Origin of the sequence: Blautia sp. Marseille-P2398 (genome assembly GCF_964240315.1) — a bacterium.
In the GTDB taxonomy this organism is placed as follows: Bacteria; Bacillota; Clostridia; order Lachnospirales; family Lachnospiraceae; genus Blautia_A; species Blautia_A wexlerae.
In genome coordinates this window covers 78,143-92,102 of sequence record NZ_CAXSTD010000007.1, presented here as the reverse complement: position 1 = coordinate 92,102, position 13,960 = coordinate 78,143, and the positions used below count along the sequence as shown (strand labels likewise).

The window sequence follows — 13,960 nt, the reverse complement described above, 5'->3', positions numbered from 1 at the left end:
TTTCAGTAGTCTCGGAAATAACTCCTGCTGCGTTTCATAGTTTCTGAATATGCATTGCATACACATTAAAACAACAATTCCACTTGCATAAAAAGGGAGGCGGATGGAAATCCGCCCCCTTCCGCATACTAAAAGGCTATTATTTTCTTAAGCCTAATTTTTCAATCAGTGCACGGTATCTTTCGATGTCTGTTTTCTTCAGGTAAGCTAACAGTCCACGTCTCTGACCTACCATTTTCAGAAGACCACGTCTGGAGTGATGATCTTTATGGTTGCTCTGTAAATGCTCTGTAAGTTCCTGAATTCTTGCTGTAAGAACTGCTACCTGTACTTCCGGTGATCCTGTATCGCCTTCAGTTCTTGCATATTCTTTCATGATCGCTGCTTTCTTTTCTTTTGAAATCATTGTGATTTCCTCCTGTATTCTATAATTATTATTGATTGACCGCCACACATTAAGAGATGGTCGGAGCGTCCGGTCCCTGAACATGGGCTAAATTCACCTTGGTTAGTATAGCACATTGATTCTGGCGTGTAAACCTCTTTTTTACAAAGTTTCAAAATATTCCTGTCCCTTCACAGCATCCCTCTCCAGCTGTGCCTTCAGTGCCTCCAGCGAAGAAAACTTCTGTTCAGGTCTGAGGAATTTTTTGAAATCTACCTTGCAGTATTCCCCATACAGATCTTCATTGCAGTCAAACAGATATGTTTCCACACCAATAAACTTCTCGCCGCCAACAGTAGGCTTATGACCTACATTGGTAATTCCCTGATAACTTCTGTCTCTGAAATGGGATACTGTGATATAAACCCCGTTTGGAGGCATCAGTTTCTCTACCGGAGGGATCAGGTTGGTGGTCGGAAGCAGATATTTATGTCCCATTCCACGTCCATGTTCAACGATTCCTTCTACTGAGAAATCTGTTCCCATAAGGAAACGGAATTTTTCCATATTTCCTCTGTTCAGTTCTTCCCTGACAAAGGTACTACTAATCTTACGGCGTCCGTCCATTTCTTTTGGCAGGACTTCCGTATGAAATCCATATTTCTTTCCGAACTCTTTGAGCATGGCAGGAGTTCCTTTCCGCTCATAGCCAAAACGGAAATCCTCTCCAACTGCCACATAGGAAACCTGCAGATCTCCTATCAATATTTCTTTTATAAAATTCTCTGCTTTCATGTGCCGTATTTTCTCTGTGAGCGGACATTCCAACAGTATATCCACTCCCATTTCTTCCAATATACGACATCTCTCTTCCTTTGTGAGGATTGTTCTTGAGGCAGTTCCAAGCGCAAGTACAACCGCCTGTGCACCTTCCTGTTTCTGCTCAATAATTTTCTCAACCAGTTTCTGATGTCCGCGGTGTATGCCGTCAAACTTCCCAAGTGTTACCGCACTGTGTGAAATTCTGGGAAAATCATTCTCAATCCTTAAATATTCCATCATGTCTCCTAAAACATTTTTACAGGGAAATACCTGTTTCTTTTCTCGTCCCACTGGTAAACTCCGGAAAAACTGCCTTCACTGCTGCACATACGGATCCATCCTTTTTTCTCCTGTGCATCGACCAGTGCCTGTACAAGAGGATTTCCATTAGCCAGAAGTCTGTCCCCTTCTTTTGTACAGCATACCCTTGGATACTCTGCAAGAATCTCCTCAATACCGAGGATTTTACTCTCTATGGTTCCTTCCTGCACTGCCTCTTCTGTCTGCGCCAGGGTAATAGCATCATCCAGTGTAAATCTGCCCACCTTTGTCCGCAAAAGACTTTCCATGGCAGCTCCACAGCCCAGCTTTTCCCCTATATCATGGCACAGAGTACGGATATAGGTTCCCTTGCTGCAGGTCACACGAAAACGCACCAGCGGAAAACTGATATCCAGAATTTCTATCTCATAAAAATGTACAGGTCTTGATTTACGCTCCACAGTCTTGCCCTCTCTGGCAAGTTCATAGAGTTTCTTTCCATTGACCTTCAGTGCTGAATACATTGGCGGCACCTGCATATAGTCTCCCACAAAAGAACTGACCACTGTGCAAAGCTCTTCTTCTGTAACGGAAAGCTCTGTAGTCTGTGAGAGAACAGTTCCGCTCATATCCTGAGTATCCGTAACAACACCCAGACGCATCACTGCCTCATAGGTTTTCTCTTTATCTGTGATCATATCCACCAGACGGGTTGCTTTTCCCAGAGCCACCGGGAGCACTCCTTCTGCATCCGGATCAAGAGTTCCGGTATGTCCGATTTTCTTCATATGAAGGATTCCCCGAAGCTTTGCCACCACATCATGGGAAGTGAATCCTTTTTCCTTACGGATTACAATTACTCCATCCATCAGACTTCCTGCTCCTGAAACTGTTTGCAGATCTGTTCTGTCACATTGTTGATCACATCATACACAGAACCCTGAAGATCACATCCTGCTGCTCTCATATGACCGCCGCCGCCAAAATATACTGCAATCTTGCTTACATCCACATTTCCGTTGGAACGCAGGGAAACTTTGAAAGACTGAGTTTCCACTTCATAGATAAACATGGCAACTTCCACTCCCGCTGTAAGGCGAAGCTGACTGACGATACCGTCCAGATCCTTGCCATCCACACCATAGAACTCCATGTCTCTTTTTTTAAGATATCCGATAATACATTTTCCATCCAGAAGCAGGATACTCTCTGCAAGAACACGCCCCATTACCTGATTCTGCACATAAGTTTTCTGATAGAAAGATTCGTCAATGATCTTACTGAAATTGAATCCTGTCTTCATCAGTTCCCCGGCAATACGCATGGTCTCCGGTGAAGTTGAAGAGTACTGAAATACCCCTGTGTCATGAACCATTCCCGTATAGATCGGCACTGCAATGGTACGGACCACTTTCTCAGGATCAAAAAGCCCATAGAGAACTTCACAGGCAGAGCTTACCTCTCCCCTGATATGATTCACCTGTGCAAATCCGGAGTTACTGATATGATGATCAATACATGCTGTTCTTTTTGCAGTGTCAAAGTATGGACCTGCAATGGCAAGTCTGTCTCTTGCACTTACATCACAGGTAACAAAAAGGTCATACTCTTTGTCACCGTCCAGCTCTGTTTTAATCTCATCCATACAGTCAATATGTCCGAAAACAGGTTTGGGATTATCCAGGTACACATCTGCCTGAATTTCCGGATAATAGGTTTTTACATATAAATATAACGCCATACAGGAACCAACGCAGTCACCATCCGGACGGATATGTCCGCCGATTCCCATTGTTTTCACACCTTCCAGTATTTCCGCAATATTTTCCATGTTCTCATCCTCTTTTAATTCTCATCCTGCTCCTCATCCTGTCTGTGGGAGTTGCTGTCTTTCTTGGTAACATCATCAATAAGCTTTGACATATTTACACCATACTCAATAGATTCGTCCAGGATAAAACGGATCTCCGGTGTATTTCTCAGGTTTAAATTACGCGCCAGCTGGCGTCTGATGTAGCCTTCTGCACTGTTCAGACCTTTGATCGTCGCTTCCTTTGCTTCTTTTTCACCCAGCACACTGATATATGCTCTGCAGGTTTTCAGATCAGGAGCCACTTCTACAGCCATGACAGAAGTCATCGGATGAATACGCGGGTCCTTGATCTCGTTGCGGATAATGGTGCTGAGTTCCTTCTGGACTTCCCCATTGATCCGGGTATTCTTAATACTGTTTTTTCTCATTTTAAGTTTTACTCCTATATATCCAGCAATTCTGTTAAATACTGTGAGCAATCCGGATCATCAACTATCCCGGTCACATTATTCTCTGAATTACCACAATCAAGTCAAGGTGCGCACCACACTGTACCTGACACTATGAACCGCGCACCTTACCTTTATAAACCATTACTATCTCGGTACTTCTACCATGATATAAGCTTCTACTTTATCTTCCTCTTTCACATCGTTAAATCCGTCAAATACAAGGCCACATTCGTATCCTGCCTTAACTTCCTTAACATCGTCTTTGAATCTCTTCAGGGATGCAAGCTCACCTTCAAATACCTGCTCGCCTTCTCTGGAAATACGAACCTTGCAATTTCTCTGGAAAATACCATCCAGAATGTAGCTTCCTGCAATCGTACCAACGCCGGATGCCTTGAACAGCTGACGCACTTCCGCATGACCGATAACTTTTTCCTCAAATACAGGATCAAGCATACCCTTCATGGCAGCTTCTACATCCTCAATTGCCTGATAAATAACTCTGTACAGACGAAGATCCACACCTTCCTGTTCAGCAAGCTGTTTTGCGGTTGCATCCGGACGGACATTAAAGCCGATAATGATCGCATTTGATGTAGCCGCAAGACTTACGTCAGACTCATTGATCGCACCAACACCGCCATGGATCACCTTTACAACCACTTCTTCGTTGGAAAGTTTGGTCAGACTCTGTTTTACAGCTTCCACAGATCCCTGTACATCTGCTTTGACAATGAGCGGAAGTTCCTTCAGATCGCTTGCCTGAATCTGATCAAAGAGATTATCCAGAGATAATTTGCCCTTAGTCTCCTCAAGAAGACGGTTCTTGTTCTCAGATACAAATGCACCTGCAAAGTTCTTGGCTTCCTTATCACTGTCAAATGCAAGAAGAATTTCACCTGCATTCGGCACATCACCAAGTCCCAGGATTTCTACAGGAGTAGAAGGACCTGCTTCTTTAATCCTGCGTCCCTTATCATCCATCATGGCACGAACCTTACCATTGCATGCTCCTGCTGCAATAAAGTCTCCCACATGAAGAGTACCTTTCTGGACAAGGATCGTGGCAACCGGACCTTTACCTTTATCAAGCTGAGCCTCGATTACAAGACCTCTTGCGGAACGGTTCGGGTTTGCCTTTAATTCACATACCTCGGCTGTAAGAAGGATCATCTCAAGAAGAGTATCGATTCCCTCTCCTGTATGTGCGGATACAGGAACAAAAATCGTACTTCCGCCCCAGTCTTCCGGAATCAGTTCATATTCAGAAAGTTCCTGTTTTACACGCTCAATATTAGCACTTGGCTTATCAATCTTGTTGATTGCAACTATGATCTCAACGCCTGCCGCCTTCGCATGGCTGATAGCCTCTACTGTCTGAGGCATCACACCATCATCAGCTGCTACAACCAGAACTGCAATATCTGTGGAGTTTGCACCACGCATACGCATAGCTGTGAAAGCTTCATGTCCAGGTGTATCCAGGAATGTGATCTTCTGTCCGCCAACCTCTACTACAGAAGCACCGATGTGCTGTGTGATACCGCCGGCTTCTCCACGTGTTACATTTGTCTTACGGATTGCATCCAGAAGAGATGTTTTACCATGGTCGACGTGGCCCATAACACAGACTACAGGTGGTCTTGAAACCATATCTTTTTCGTCTTCTTCATCCTCTTTGAGGAGTTCTTCGATAACGTCTACCTTCTCTTCCGGTTCTGCGATGATATCATATTCCAGAGCAATCTCCTGAGCTTTCTCAAAATCGATCTCATGGTTTACGGTAACCATCATACCCTGCATAAAGAGCTTCTTCACAATTACTGACGGCTGCATTTTCATAGCTTCTGCCAGTTCGCGGATCGTCATCTTCTCCGGAAGTGTGATTTCCTTAACCTCAGGTTTCTTCTCTTCCTGTTTTGGCTGCGGAGCCGGTTTCTGCAGAGCTTTCGGGATTCTGGAATTCTTATTGAATCCACCCTGATTTGGTCTGCGTCCGCCACTCTGTGTCTTATCAAAATCTTTTTTCTTGTTTTTGTTCTCTCTGTCTCTTTCTCTCTTGCTGTCTTTGGAAGTCTTTGTCAGTTCCGGTGCAAATGCCATATCGTCATTCTTTCTTGTATTCTGGCGCTGTCCCTGACGTCCCTGACTGCCGCCGAAGCGTCCGTCACGTCCTTCACTTCTGTTTCCGTCCGGACGACCCTGGCCATTGCCCTGCGGTCTTCCTCCCTGACGGTTTCCATCTCCCTGTGGTCTTCCCTGTCCGAAACGTCCTCCCTGACGATTTCCATCGCCCTGGAATCTTCCGCCCGTACGGCCCTGACCATCGCCCTGGGATCTTCCCTGGCCGAAACGTCCTCCCTGGCGGTTATCTCCCTGGGATCTTCCCTCGCCCTGAGGTCTTCCCTGACGGTTTCCTTCGCCCTGGTTTCTTCCCTGGCCAAAACGTCCTCCCTGGCGGTTATCTCCCTGGGATCTTCCTTCACCCTGAGGTCTTCCCTGACGGTTCTGTCCGTCCGGTCTTCTGTTGCCTGTGCCTGGGCGGTCATTATTATTTCTTCTTGGTCTGTCACCGTCTGTTCTTGAACTGTCGGAATTTCTTCCTTCTGCATTTCTTGGTGAACCTGTTCTCTCGCCTTCAGCTTTCACAGGTTTCTTTCTTGTTTTTCCTCCGTCACTTGCATTCTGTGCATGAAAAACGCGGATAATATTTTTTTTCTTTTTAGGTGTTTCAGTTTTATCTCCTTCTGATTTTGCTGTTACAACCTTTTCTTCTGTCTTGGGAGTCTCCAATTTCGCAATATGCTCCTTTCCCCTGTTATTATTGTCTTTTCTGAATCTATTCTTTACTTCCGAAACCGCAGGCTCATCCACCATACTCATATGGCTTCTCACATCAACGCCTTTTGATTTCAGAAACTCGATCACTTCTCTGTTCTGTCGTCCAAGCTCTCTGGCCAGCTCATGTACTCTTAATTTTGACAATCGCTATACCTCCTTCATGATTGCTTTCGCAAAGTTCTCATCCTGGACAGCCAGACAGGCGCGGTACTCCTTTCCCATTGCTCTGCCTAAGCTCTCTTTATCTGAGAAGAAGAAAATCGGAACTTCATAAAAACTGCACATATTCCTGAATTTCTTCTTTGTATTCTCGGAGGCATCCTCAGCAACGATCACAAGCAGTCCTTTTCCGGTCTTTACAGATTTCTCTGTGGAAAATTCTCCGCTTACGGTCTTGCCTGCTTTGGTAGCCAGCCCTATCAGCGACAGTACTCTGTTATTTTTCAATATCTTCCAGCTCCTTCTTAAGTCGTTCGTATACCTCATCCGGAACCGCAGTTTTCAGTGAACGCTCAAGTCCATGATTTTTAATCGCTTTATCCAGACATTCTCTGGAAAGACACAGATATGCGCCTCTGCCGTTTTTCTTACCGGTAGTATCAAGCACGATCTCATCTTCTGTAGTCTTAAGAACTCTGAGCATCTCTTTCTTGCTTTTCATTTCCCTGCAGCCGGTACACTGGCGCATGGGAATCTTATTCTTCGTCTTCATTCTCTCCTGCTTCCTGAGCCTGTGGCTCTTCTTCTACAGGAACTTCCTCTGAAACTTCTTCTGCTTCGGTTTCTTCTGTCAGGGAATCTTCTGCTGAAGTTTCCTCTGCTGATGCCTCAGCTGCATCTTCTGCAGTCTCGTCATCATCATAATCATAGAAATCACCGGCTTCTTTTGCCTGAGTCTCACTCTTGATGTCAATCTTAAATCCTGTAAGTCTTGCAGCAAGACGTGCATTCTGACCTTCTTTACCGATTGCAAGGGACAGCTGATAATCAGGAACAACTACCAGAGCTGTCTTCTCATCAGGATCTGCCATAACTGCGATAACCTTTGCAGGGCTCAATGCATTCTCGATCAGGATCGCAGGATTCTCATCCCAGTTGATGATATCGATCTTCTCACCGCGAAGTTCCTCAACTACTGCATTGACACGTGCACCGTTCATACCTACGCATGCACCAACTGCATCTACATCCGGATCGTTGCTCCATACAGCGATCTTTGTACGGGAACCGGCCTCACGTGCGATGCTCTTGATCTCAACAGTTCCGTCTTTTACTTCTGCAACTTCTGACTCAAAGAGACGTTTCACAAGTCCCGGATGAGTTCTGGATACCAGAATACGAGGTCCCTTCGGGGTATCCTTGACTTCAAGAATATACACCTTAATTCTCTCTGTCGGCTGGAAGGTTTCCCCTTTCACCTGTTCATTCTCACTTAATACTGCATCTGCCTTACCAAGATTGATGCTTACATTCTTGCCCATCACACGCTGTACAATACCGGTTACTACTTCTTTTTCTTTTCCATAGTATTCATCATACAGCACTTTACGTTCTTCCTCACGGATTTTCTGCAGGATAACGTTCTTTGCATTCTGTGTCGCAATACGTCCGAATTCCTTAGACTGGATCGGAACCTGTATCATGCCTCCGATCTCAGCTCTTGATGTGATCTTCAAAGCATCTGCCAGAGAAATCTCCATTGCAGGATCCTCTACGTATTCTACGATACTTCTGTCTGCATACACTGAAAAATCGCAGGTTTCCGGATTAATAGTTACATGTACATTGTCAGCTTTTCCAAAATGGTTTTTGCAGGCCTGGATCAGAGACTGCTCAATTGCCTCAAGCAGAGTATCTTTGCTGATACTCTTTTCCTTTTCAAGGATATCCAGTGCCTCCTTTAACTCTCTGCTCATTTTTTTCTTATCCTCCCGAATTAACTAAAACTCTATTGCGAGGCGTATCAGGGCTGTGTCTTTCTTATCAAAAACACGCTCGGTTCCATCCTCATCGATTGTCACACTGTTACTATCATATGCGGTCAAAATCCCGCAGAACTCTTTTTGCTTCTCGATTGGCCGATAGGTACGGATTTCCACCAGTTTTCCCATGTTTCTCTCAAAGTCTTTGTCTTTCTTCAGCGGTCTGTCCAGTCCCGGTGAACTGATCTCCATGATATAACTGTCTTCAATAAAATCATTCTCATCCAGTTTGTCACTGAAAGCTCTGCTGACTGTCTCACAGTCATTTACTGTAATTCCGCCTGGTTTGTCAATGTATCCTCTCAGATACCAGTTTCCTGCTTCCTTTACATATTCTACATCAACCAGTTCAAAGCCGTTAAGTTCTACGATCGGTGCCAGAAGTTCCTCTGCGCGCTTTTCATACTCTTCCCGTCTGCTCATTTTCCCACCTGCCTTTCCATGCAACAAATAAGAGTGGGCTCACGCCCACTCCTTTGTCAACAAGTTCTAATTTAGATGTATTGTAACACCAATTTCCGGCAATTGCAAGGCTTTTCCTGCAAAAACCTTGATTTTAGCGGATTTGTTGGTTTTATATACGTGGTTTTATTCCTTTACTGTCCCGTTTGGACAGTTTTATCCTGTTGAGAACATAGGGTTTATCATGGTAAGTAATGGTATATTCCTGGCGGCTTTCCAGAAGATATGCATGATCCAGCTTATCTCCTTCTGCCAGTTTCATTCCACGCACCCCGATAGATGTTTTCTTCATAGCAGAAATATCCTGTTTCTGAAATCTTAAGAAATATCCGCCTTCACTCTGGAATACCACCTGTTCCATTTCATCCGCAGAACCCACAAAGATCAGAGAATCCTCTTCAGCAAGTTTCGTAGACACAATCGTTCTCTTCGCCACATCAAACTCTGCACCACTCACCAGCTTGCACATGGATGCAGCAGTGACAAACAGAAGTGTATTTTCTTTTACAGATGCCAGTGGTGCTACATAGAGCATACGTTCCTGTGCACTGTCATAATTGCTCAGATTATCTGCCGGTGTCCCCTTATCCCTGAAACGAACCAGCGGAATATCTGCCACCTTGATACTGTGCATCTTTCCATTATCTGTAAAGATACAGATCTTATCTGTATTCATACAGTTAAACACATATTTGTTCTCTGCATTGGCAGCTTCTTTATTTCTCTCATATGCAGACTTATCAATGGTCCGCATATATCCGAAGCGGTCCATAAGGAATGTGACTTCCATTTCTTCCATCTTCTTTTCCTCATAGACAACTTCTTCTGCATTCTCGATCACTGTGCGGCGTTTCGTACCGTATTCTTTCTTGATCTGATCCAGTTCTTTCATGATCACTTCTGCCATGGAATCATAATTATTCAGGATATCTTCATAAATGGCAATGTTCTTCATTGTTTCTGCATAGTCTGCCTGAAGTGCCTCGATCTCCAGACCGATCAGTTTGTACAGACGCATATCCAGGATCGCAGCTGCCTGTTTTTCTGAGAAATGCAGCTTCTGCGCAGCTTTCTCGCTTGATTTGCTCTTGAACCTGATTCCTTCTGTCACACCGTCAACCAGGCATTTCTTTACCTGTTCTCTGTTCTTGCTTCCTCGCAGGATCTCGATGATCAGGTCGATCACATCACATGCCTTGATCAGACCTTCCTGGATTTCTTTCTTCTCCTGCTCTTTATTCAGAAGGGTGGTGTACTTTCTGGTCGTGACATCGAATACGAAATCTACGTGATGCTCGATCACCTGCTTCAGACTCAGAGTCTCCGGTCTGCCATCCGCAACTGCCAGCATATTCACGCCAAAAGTATCTTCCAGCTTTGTCTTCTTATAGAGCATATTTGTAAGATTCTCTACATCTGCGTCACGCTTCAGGTCAAGAACAATACGGATTCCCTCTTTGGAAGACTGATTGGAAATATCCACGATATCTGTTGTCTTCTTGTTTTCCACAAGAGACGCAATATCATTCAGGAATTTTCCGATATTTGCCCCGATCATTGTGTAAGGAATCTCTGTGATCACAAGCTGCTGTCTGCCGCCTTTAAGCTTCACTGTCTCCACTTTACCTCTGACACGGAGCTTCCCTGTTCCTGTCTCGTAAATCCTGAGCAGGTCATCTTTATTTACTACCAGACCACCTGTCGGAAAGTCCGGTCCCTTGAGATAGCGCATCAGCCCTTTGACACTGATGTCATTATTCTTCATATATGCCTTCACCGCATCTACCACTTCACCCAGATTGTGAGGCGGAATACTGGTTGCCATACCGACAGCGATACCATCCGCACCGTTTACCAGCAGATTCGGGATTCTGACAGGAAGTACCACAGGTTCCTTCTCTGTCTCGTCAAAGTTCGGCATAAAATCTACTACATTCTTATCCAGATCTTCGAGGAAGACATCCTGTGTCAGTTTCTCCAGTCTGGCTTCTGTATATCGCATGGCCGCTGCACCGTCGCCCTCGATGGAACCGAAGTTTCCATGTCCGTCGACCAGTGTTTTGCCTTTCTTAAAATCCTGAGCCATTACCACAAGTGCTTCGTAGATAGAACTGTCACCGTGTGGATGATATTTACCCATGGTATCACCTACGATACGGGCACATTTTCTGTATGGTCTGTCATAACGGATACCCAGTTCATACATATCATACAGAGTTCTTCTCTGTACAGGTTTCAATCCGTCACGCACATCTGGCAGGGCTCTGGAGATAATAACACTCATGGCATAATCTATATAGGATTTCTGCATGACCTCCGCATAGTCGGTGGGAATCACATTCTCCTGCTTTGTTTCCATTTAATCTCTTTCCTCCATTTCAGACACATATCCATATATCTGTCTTAATTTCCATATAACACTCCGGCAAAATCAGATGTCCAGCTCTGCATCCTGTGCATGCTCATAGATAAACTTCTTTCTCGGCGGAACATCGCTTCCCATCAGGATCTCTGTCACGCTTGATGCAAGTCTCGCATCCTCAATCTCCACTCGCTTCATCATTCTTGTCTCCGGATTCAGAGTAGTCTCCCAGAGCTGCTCCGCATCCATCTCGCCCAGACCTTTATATCTCTGAAGAGTAAAGCTTCCCGGTTTATGGGCACGTCTGTATCTCTCCAGTGCCTTATCATCATACAGGTATTCCTCCTGCCCCTTCTTAGGCATGACTTTATATAATGGCGGCATGGCAATATACACATGTCCCTCAGTGATCAGATCCGGCATGAAACGGTAGAATAAAGTCAGGAGCAGTGTGGAAATATGCGCCCCATCCACATCGGCATCAGCCATGATCACAATCTTGTCGTAACGAAGCTTCGTAATATCAAAGTCATTTCCGTATCCTTCGGAGAATCCACATCCAAATGCATTGATCATGGTCTTGATCTCCGCATTGGCAAGCACTTTATCAATGGTTGCTTTCTCCACATTCAGGATCTTGCCTCTGATAGGAAGGATTGCCTGATAATTACGGTTACGGGCAGTCTTTGCGGAACCTCCCGCAGAATCTCCCTCTACGATAAAGATCTCACACTGGGACGGATCCTTTTTCTCACAGTTTGCCAGCTTTCCGTTAGAGTCAAAGGAATATTTCTGCTTTGTCAGAAGATTGGTCTTCGCCCTCTCCTCCGTTTTACGGATCTTTGCTGCTTTCTCTGCACAGGAAAGGATGGTCTTAAGAGTCTCCAGATTTCTGTCAAAATAGAGTACCATCTGCTCTCCTACAACCTTTCCGGTTGCGCGTGATGCATCCTGATTATCCAGCTTTGTCTTGGTCTGTCCCTCGAAACGCGGTTCCGGATGCTTGATGGAAACAACCGCTGTCATTCCGTTACGGATATCTGCACCTGTGAAGTTCGGATCCTTGTCTTTAAGAACGCCAATTTCTCTTGCATAAGTATTCATGACCGTAGTAAATGTAGTCTTAAATCCGGTCAGATGAGTACCGCCCTCTGCATTGTAAATGTTATTACAGAAGCCCAGTACATTCTCACGAAATTCATTGGTAAACTGAAATGCCACCTCTACCTGAATGCCGTCTGCTTCCCCTTTCAGGTAAACCGGATCATGCAGGACTTCCGCGCTGTGGTTCAGATCTTTGATAAATCCAATAATCCCATCTGGCTCATGATAGGTAATATCTTCAATCTCAGAACCTCTTTTGTCCTCAAAATGGATCGTCAGTTCCGGATTTAAGTATGCAGTTTCATGAAGTCTGCTCTTTACCTCTGTTGCTGAGAATCTTGTCTTCTCAAAAATCTCCGGGTCTGGCAGGAAATTAATACTGGTCCCTGTCTGTCTGGTCCTTCCCAGTTTAGGCAAAAGTCCATCTTCCAGTTCCAGAGTGGGGATTCCCCTCTCATAATGATCATGATGTACATATCCGTCACGACTGATCTTAATGTCCAGATATGTAGACAGGGCATTCACAACCGAAGATCCTACTCCATGAAGTCCTCCGCTGGTCTTATAGGCAGAATTATCAAATTTACCGCCTGCATGAAGAGTTGTAAATACAAGTCTCTCTGCCGATACTCCTTTCTCATGCATATCTACCGGGATTCCTCGTCCGTTGTCTGTTACTGTACAGGAACCATCTTTCTCCAGAACTACATGGATCAGACTGCAGTATCCTGCCAGATGTTCATCTACTGCGTTATCTACGATCTCATAAATGAGATGATTTAATCCTTTTCGTGAAACACTTCCGATGTACATTCCCGGACGCTTACGAACCGCCTCCAGACCTTCCAGGACAGAGATGCTCCCTGCATCATAGGTGTTTTTCTTTGCCATGTCTGTTACATTTCCTTTCTTTCTATATATCAACATCAACCAGATTGCTTACTGCAAATCAGGAAATAATTTTTACGTTGCAAACGTTTGTTCGTATTATAACCGAATTTTTATTTTTTTTCAAGCCTAAACCTTCCTTGTCAATGGAATAAAACACAAAAAAATAATCAGAACCGAAATTCTGATCCTTTTCTGCCTGTAAGCCTGTTCTGTTATAATTTGAGTGCATTTATCTTATCATTGGTTTTTTCAACTGTCAACTTTTTCTTTCTATTCAGCTATAAATCTTCTGAACGCAAAAAATAACCAGAGCCTAAGCTCTGGTTAAATTCTCACTATTTTTTTAGCAGCCAGTACGGGAATCGAACCCGTGTTTTCGCCGTGAGAGGGCGACGTCTTAACCCCTTGACCAACTGGCCATTTGTTTATCTGTCGTTTGCTCTTCGCTGTCGACTCGTTTAATATACACCATCTTTTTCTAAAATGCAAGTACTTTTTTAAAAAAATTTCAATTTTTTTATTTTTCTCGAATTTTTCGTTCAAAAAGTCCTGTATTTATGCGGTTTTTGCCACAAAAAAATTTTT

Annotated in this window: 12 protein-coding genes and 1 tRNA gene; all 13 read right to left on the bottom strand. The window is 44.4% G+C overall.

Features of this window, described 5'->3' with window-relative positions:
- Positions 1-139: 139 nt before the first annotated feature.
- The 13 genes from rpsO to ACESZG_RS09600 all read right to left on the bottom strand — a co-directional run bounded on the left by rpsO (position 140) and on the right by ACESZG_RS09600 (position 13,794).
- The gene (gene rpsO / locus ACESZG_RS09660; protein ID WP_008707580.1) at positions 140-406 is read right to left on the bottom strand and encodes a 30S ribosomal protein S15; all 267 of its coding nucleotides are present in this window, start codon (positions 404-406) and stop codon (positions 140-142) included.
- 141 nt (positions 407-547) lie between these two features.
- Entirely contained in the window at positions 548-1,444 is an 897-nt protein-coding gene (locus ACESZG_RS09655) for a bifunctional riboflavin kinase/FAD synthetase (RefSeq protein WP_025577184.1), read from the bottom strand.
- 8 nt (positions 1,445-1,452) lie between these two features.
- A complete protein-coding gene (gene truB, locus ACESZG_RS09650; protein ID WP_368210615.1) occupies positions 1,453-2,340 on the bottom strand; it encodes a tRNA pseudouridine(55) synthase TruB in 888 nt (295 codons plus the stop codon).
- Positions 2,337-3,299, bottom strand: a complete 963-nt coding sequence (locus ACESZG_RS09645) for a bifunctional oligoribonuclease/PAP phosphatase NrnA (protein WP_008707584.1) — start codon at positions 3,297-3,299, stop codon at positions 2,337-2,339. Before ACESZG_RS09645 ends, truB begins: the two co-directional genes overlap by 4 nt.
- 14 nt (positions 3,300-3,313) lie before the next feature.
- The gene (gene rbfA / locus ACESZG_RS09640; RefSeq protein WP_008707585.1) at positions 3,314-3,709 is read right to left on the bottom strand and encodes a 30S ribosome-binding factor RbfA; all 396 of its coding nucleotides are present in this window, start codon (positions 3,707-3,709) and stop codon (positions 3,314-3,316) included.
- Between the two features lie 168 nt (positions 3,710-3,877).
- Positions 3,878-6,718 carry a translation initiation factor IF-2 gene (gene infB, locus ACESZG_RS09635; RefSeq protein ID WP_343099696.1) on the bottom strand — a complete coding sequence of 947 codons (2,841 nt, stop codon included), beginning with the start codon at positions 6,716-6,718 and terminating at the stop codon, positions 3,878-3,880.
- A gap of 3 nt (positions 6,719-6,721) precedes the next feature.
- Positions 6,722-7,060 (bottom strand): ribosomal L7Ae/L30e/S12e/Gadd45 family protein, encoded by a 339-nt coding sequence (locus ACESZG_RS09630; RefSeq protein ID WP_008707587.1) that lies wholly within the window; start codon positions 7,058-7,060, stop codon positions 6,722-6,724.
- Positions 7,011-7,286: an RNase P modulator RnpM gene (gene rnpM, locus ACESZG_RS09625; protein WP_008707588.1), complete on the bottom strand. Its 276-nt coding sequence runs from the start codon at positions 7,284-7,286 to the stop codon at positions 7,011-7,013. The genes ACESZG_RS09630 and rnpM overlap by 50 nt, the downstream gene beginning before the upstream one ends.
- Positions 7,270-8,490: a transcription termination factor NusA gene (nusA, locus tag ACESZG_RS09620; RefSeq protein ID WP_022380143.1), complete on the bottom strand. Its 1,221-nt coding sequence runs from the start codon at positions 8,488-8,490 to the stop codon at positions 7,270-7,272. Before nusA ends, rnpM begins: the two co-directional genes overlap by 17 nt.
- Before the next feature lie 24 nt (positions 8,491-8,514).
- On the bottom strand, positions 8,515-8,979 hold the full coding sequence (rimP, locus tag ACESZG_RS09615) for a ribosome maturation factor RimP (RefSeq protein WP_008707593.1): 465 nt from the start codon (positions 8,977-8,979) through the stop codon (positions 8,515-8,517).
- A 151-nt stretch (positions 8,980-9,130) separates the two neighbouring features.
- Positions 9,131-11,377 carry a DNA topoisomerase (ATP-hydrolyzing) subunit A gene (locus ACESZG_RS09610; RefSeq protein WP_055200486.1) on the bottom strand — a complete coding sequence of 749 codons (2,247 nt, stop codon included), beginning with the start codon at positions 11,375-11,377 and terminating at the stop codon, positions 9,131-9,133.
- Between the two features lie 72 nt (positions 11,378-11,449).
- Positions 11,450-13,375 carry a type IIA DNA topoisomerase subunit B gene (locus ACESZG_RS09605; protein WP_025577172.1) on the bottom strand — a complete coding sequence of 642 codons (1,926 nt, stop codon included), beginning with the start codon at positions 13,373-13,375 and terminating at the stop codon, positions 11,450-11,452.
- Positions 13,376-13,722: 347 nt separating this feature from the next.
- Positions 13,723-13,794: transfer RNA gene (locus ACESZG_RS09600), tRNA-Glu, on the bottom strand.
- Between the last annotated feature and the right edge of the window lie 166 nt (positions 13,795-13,960).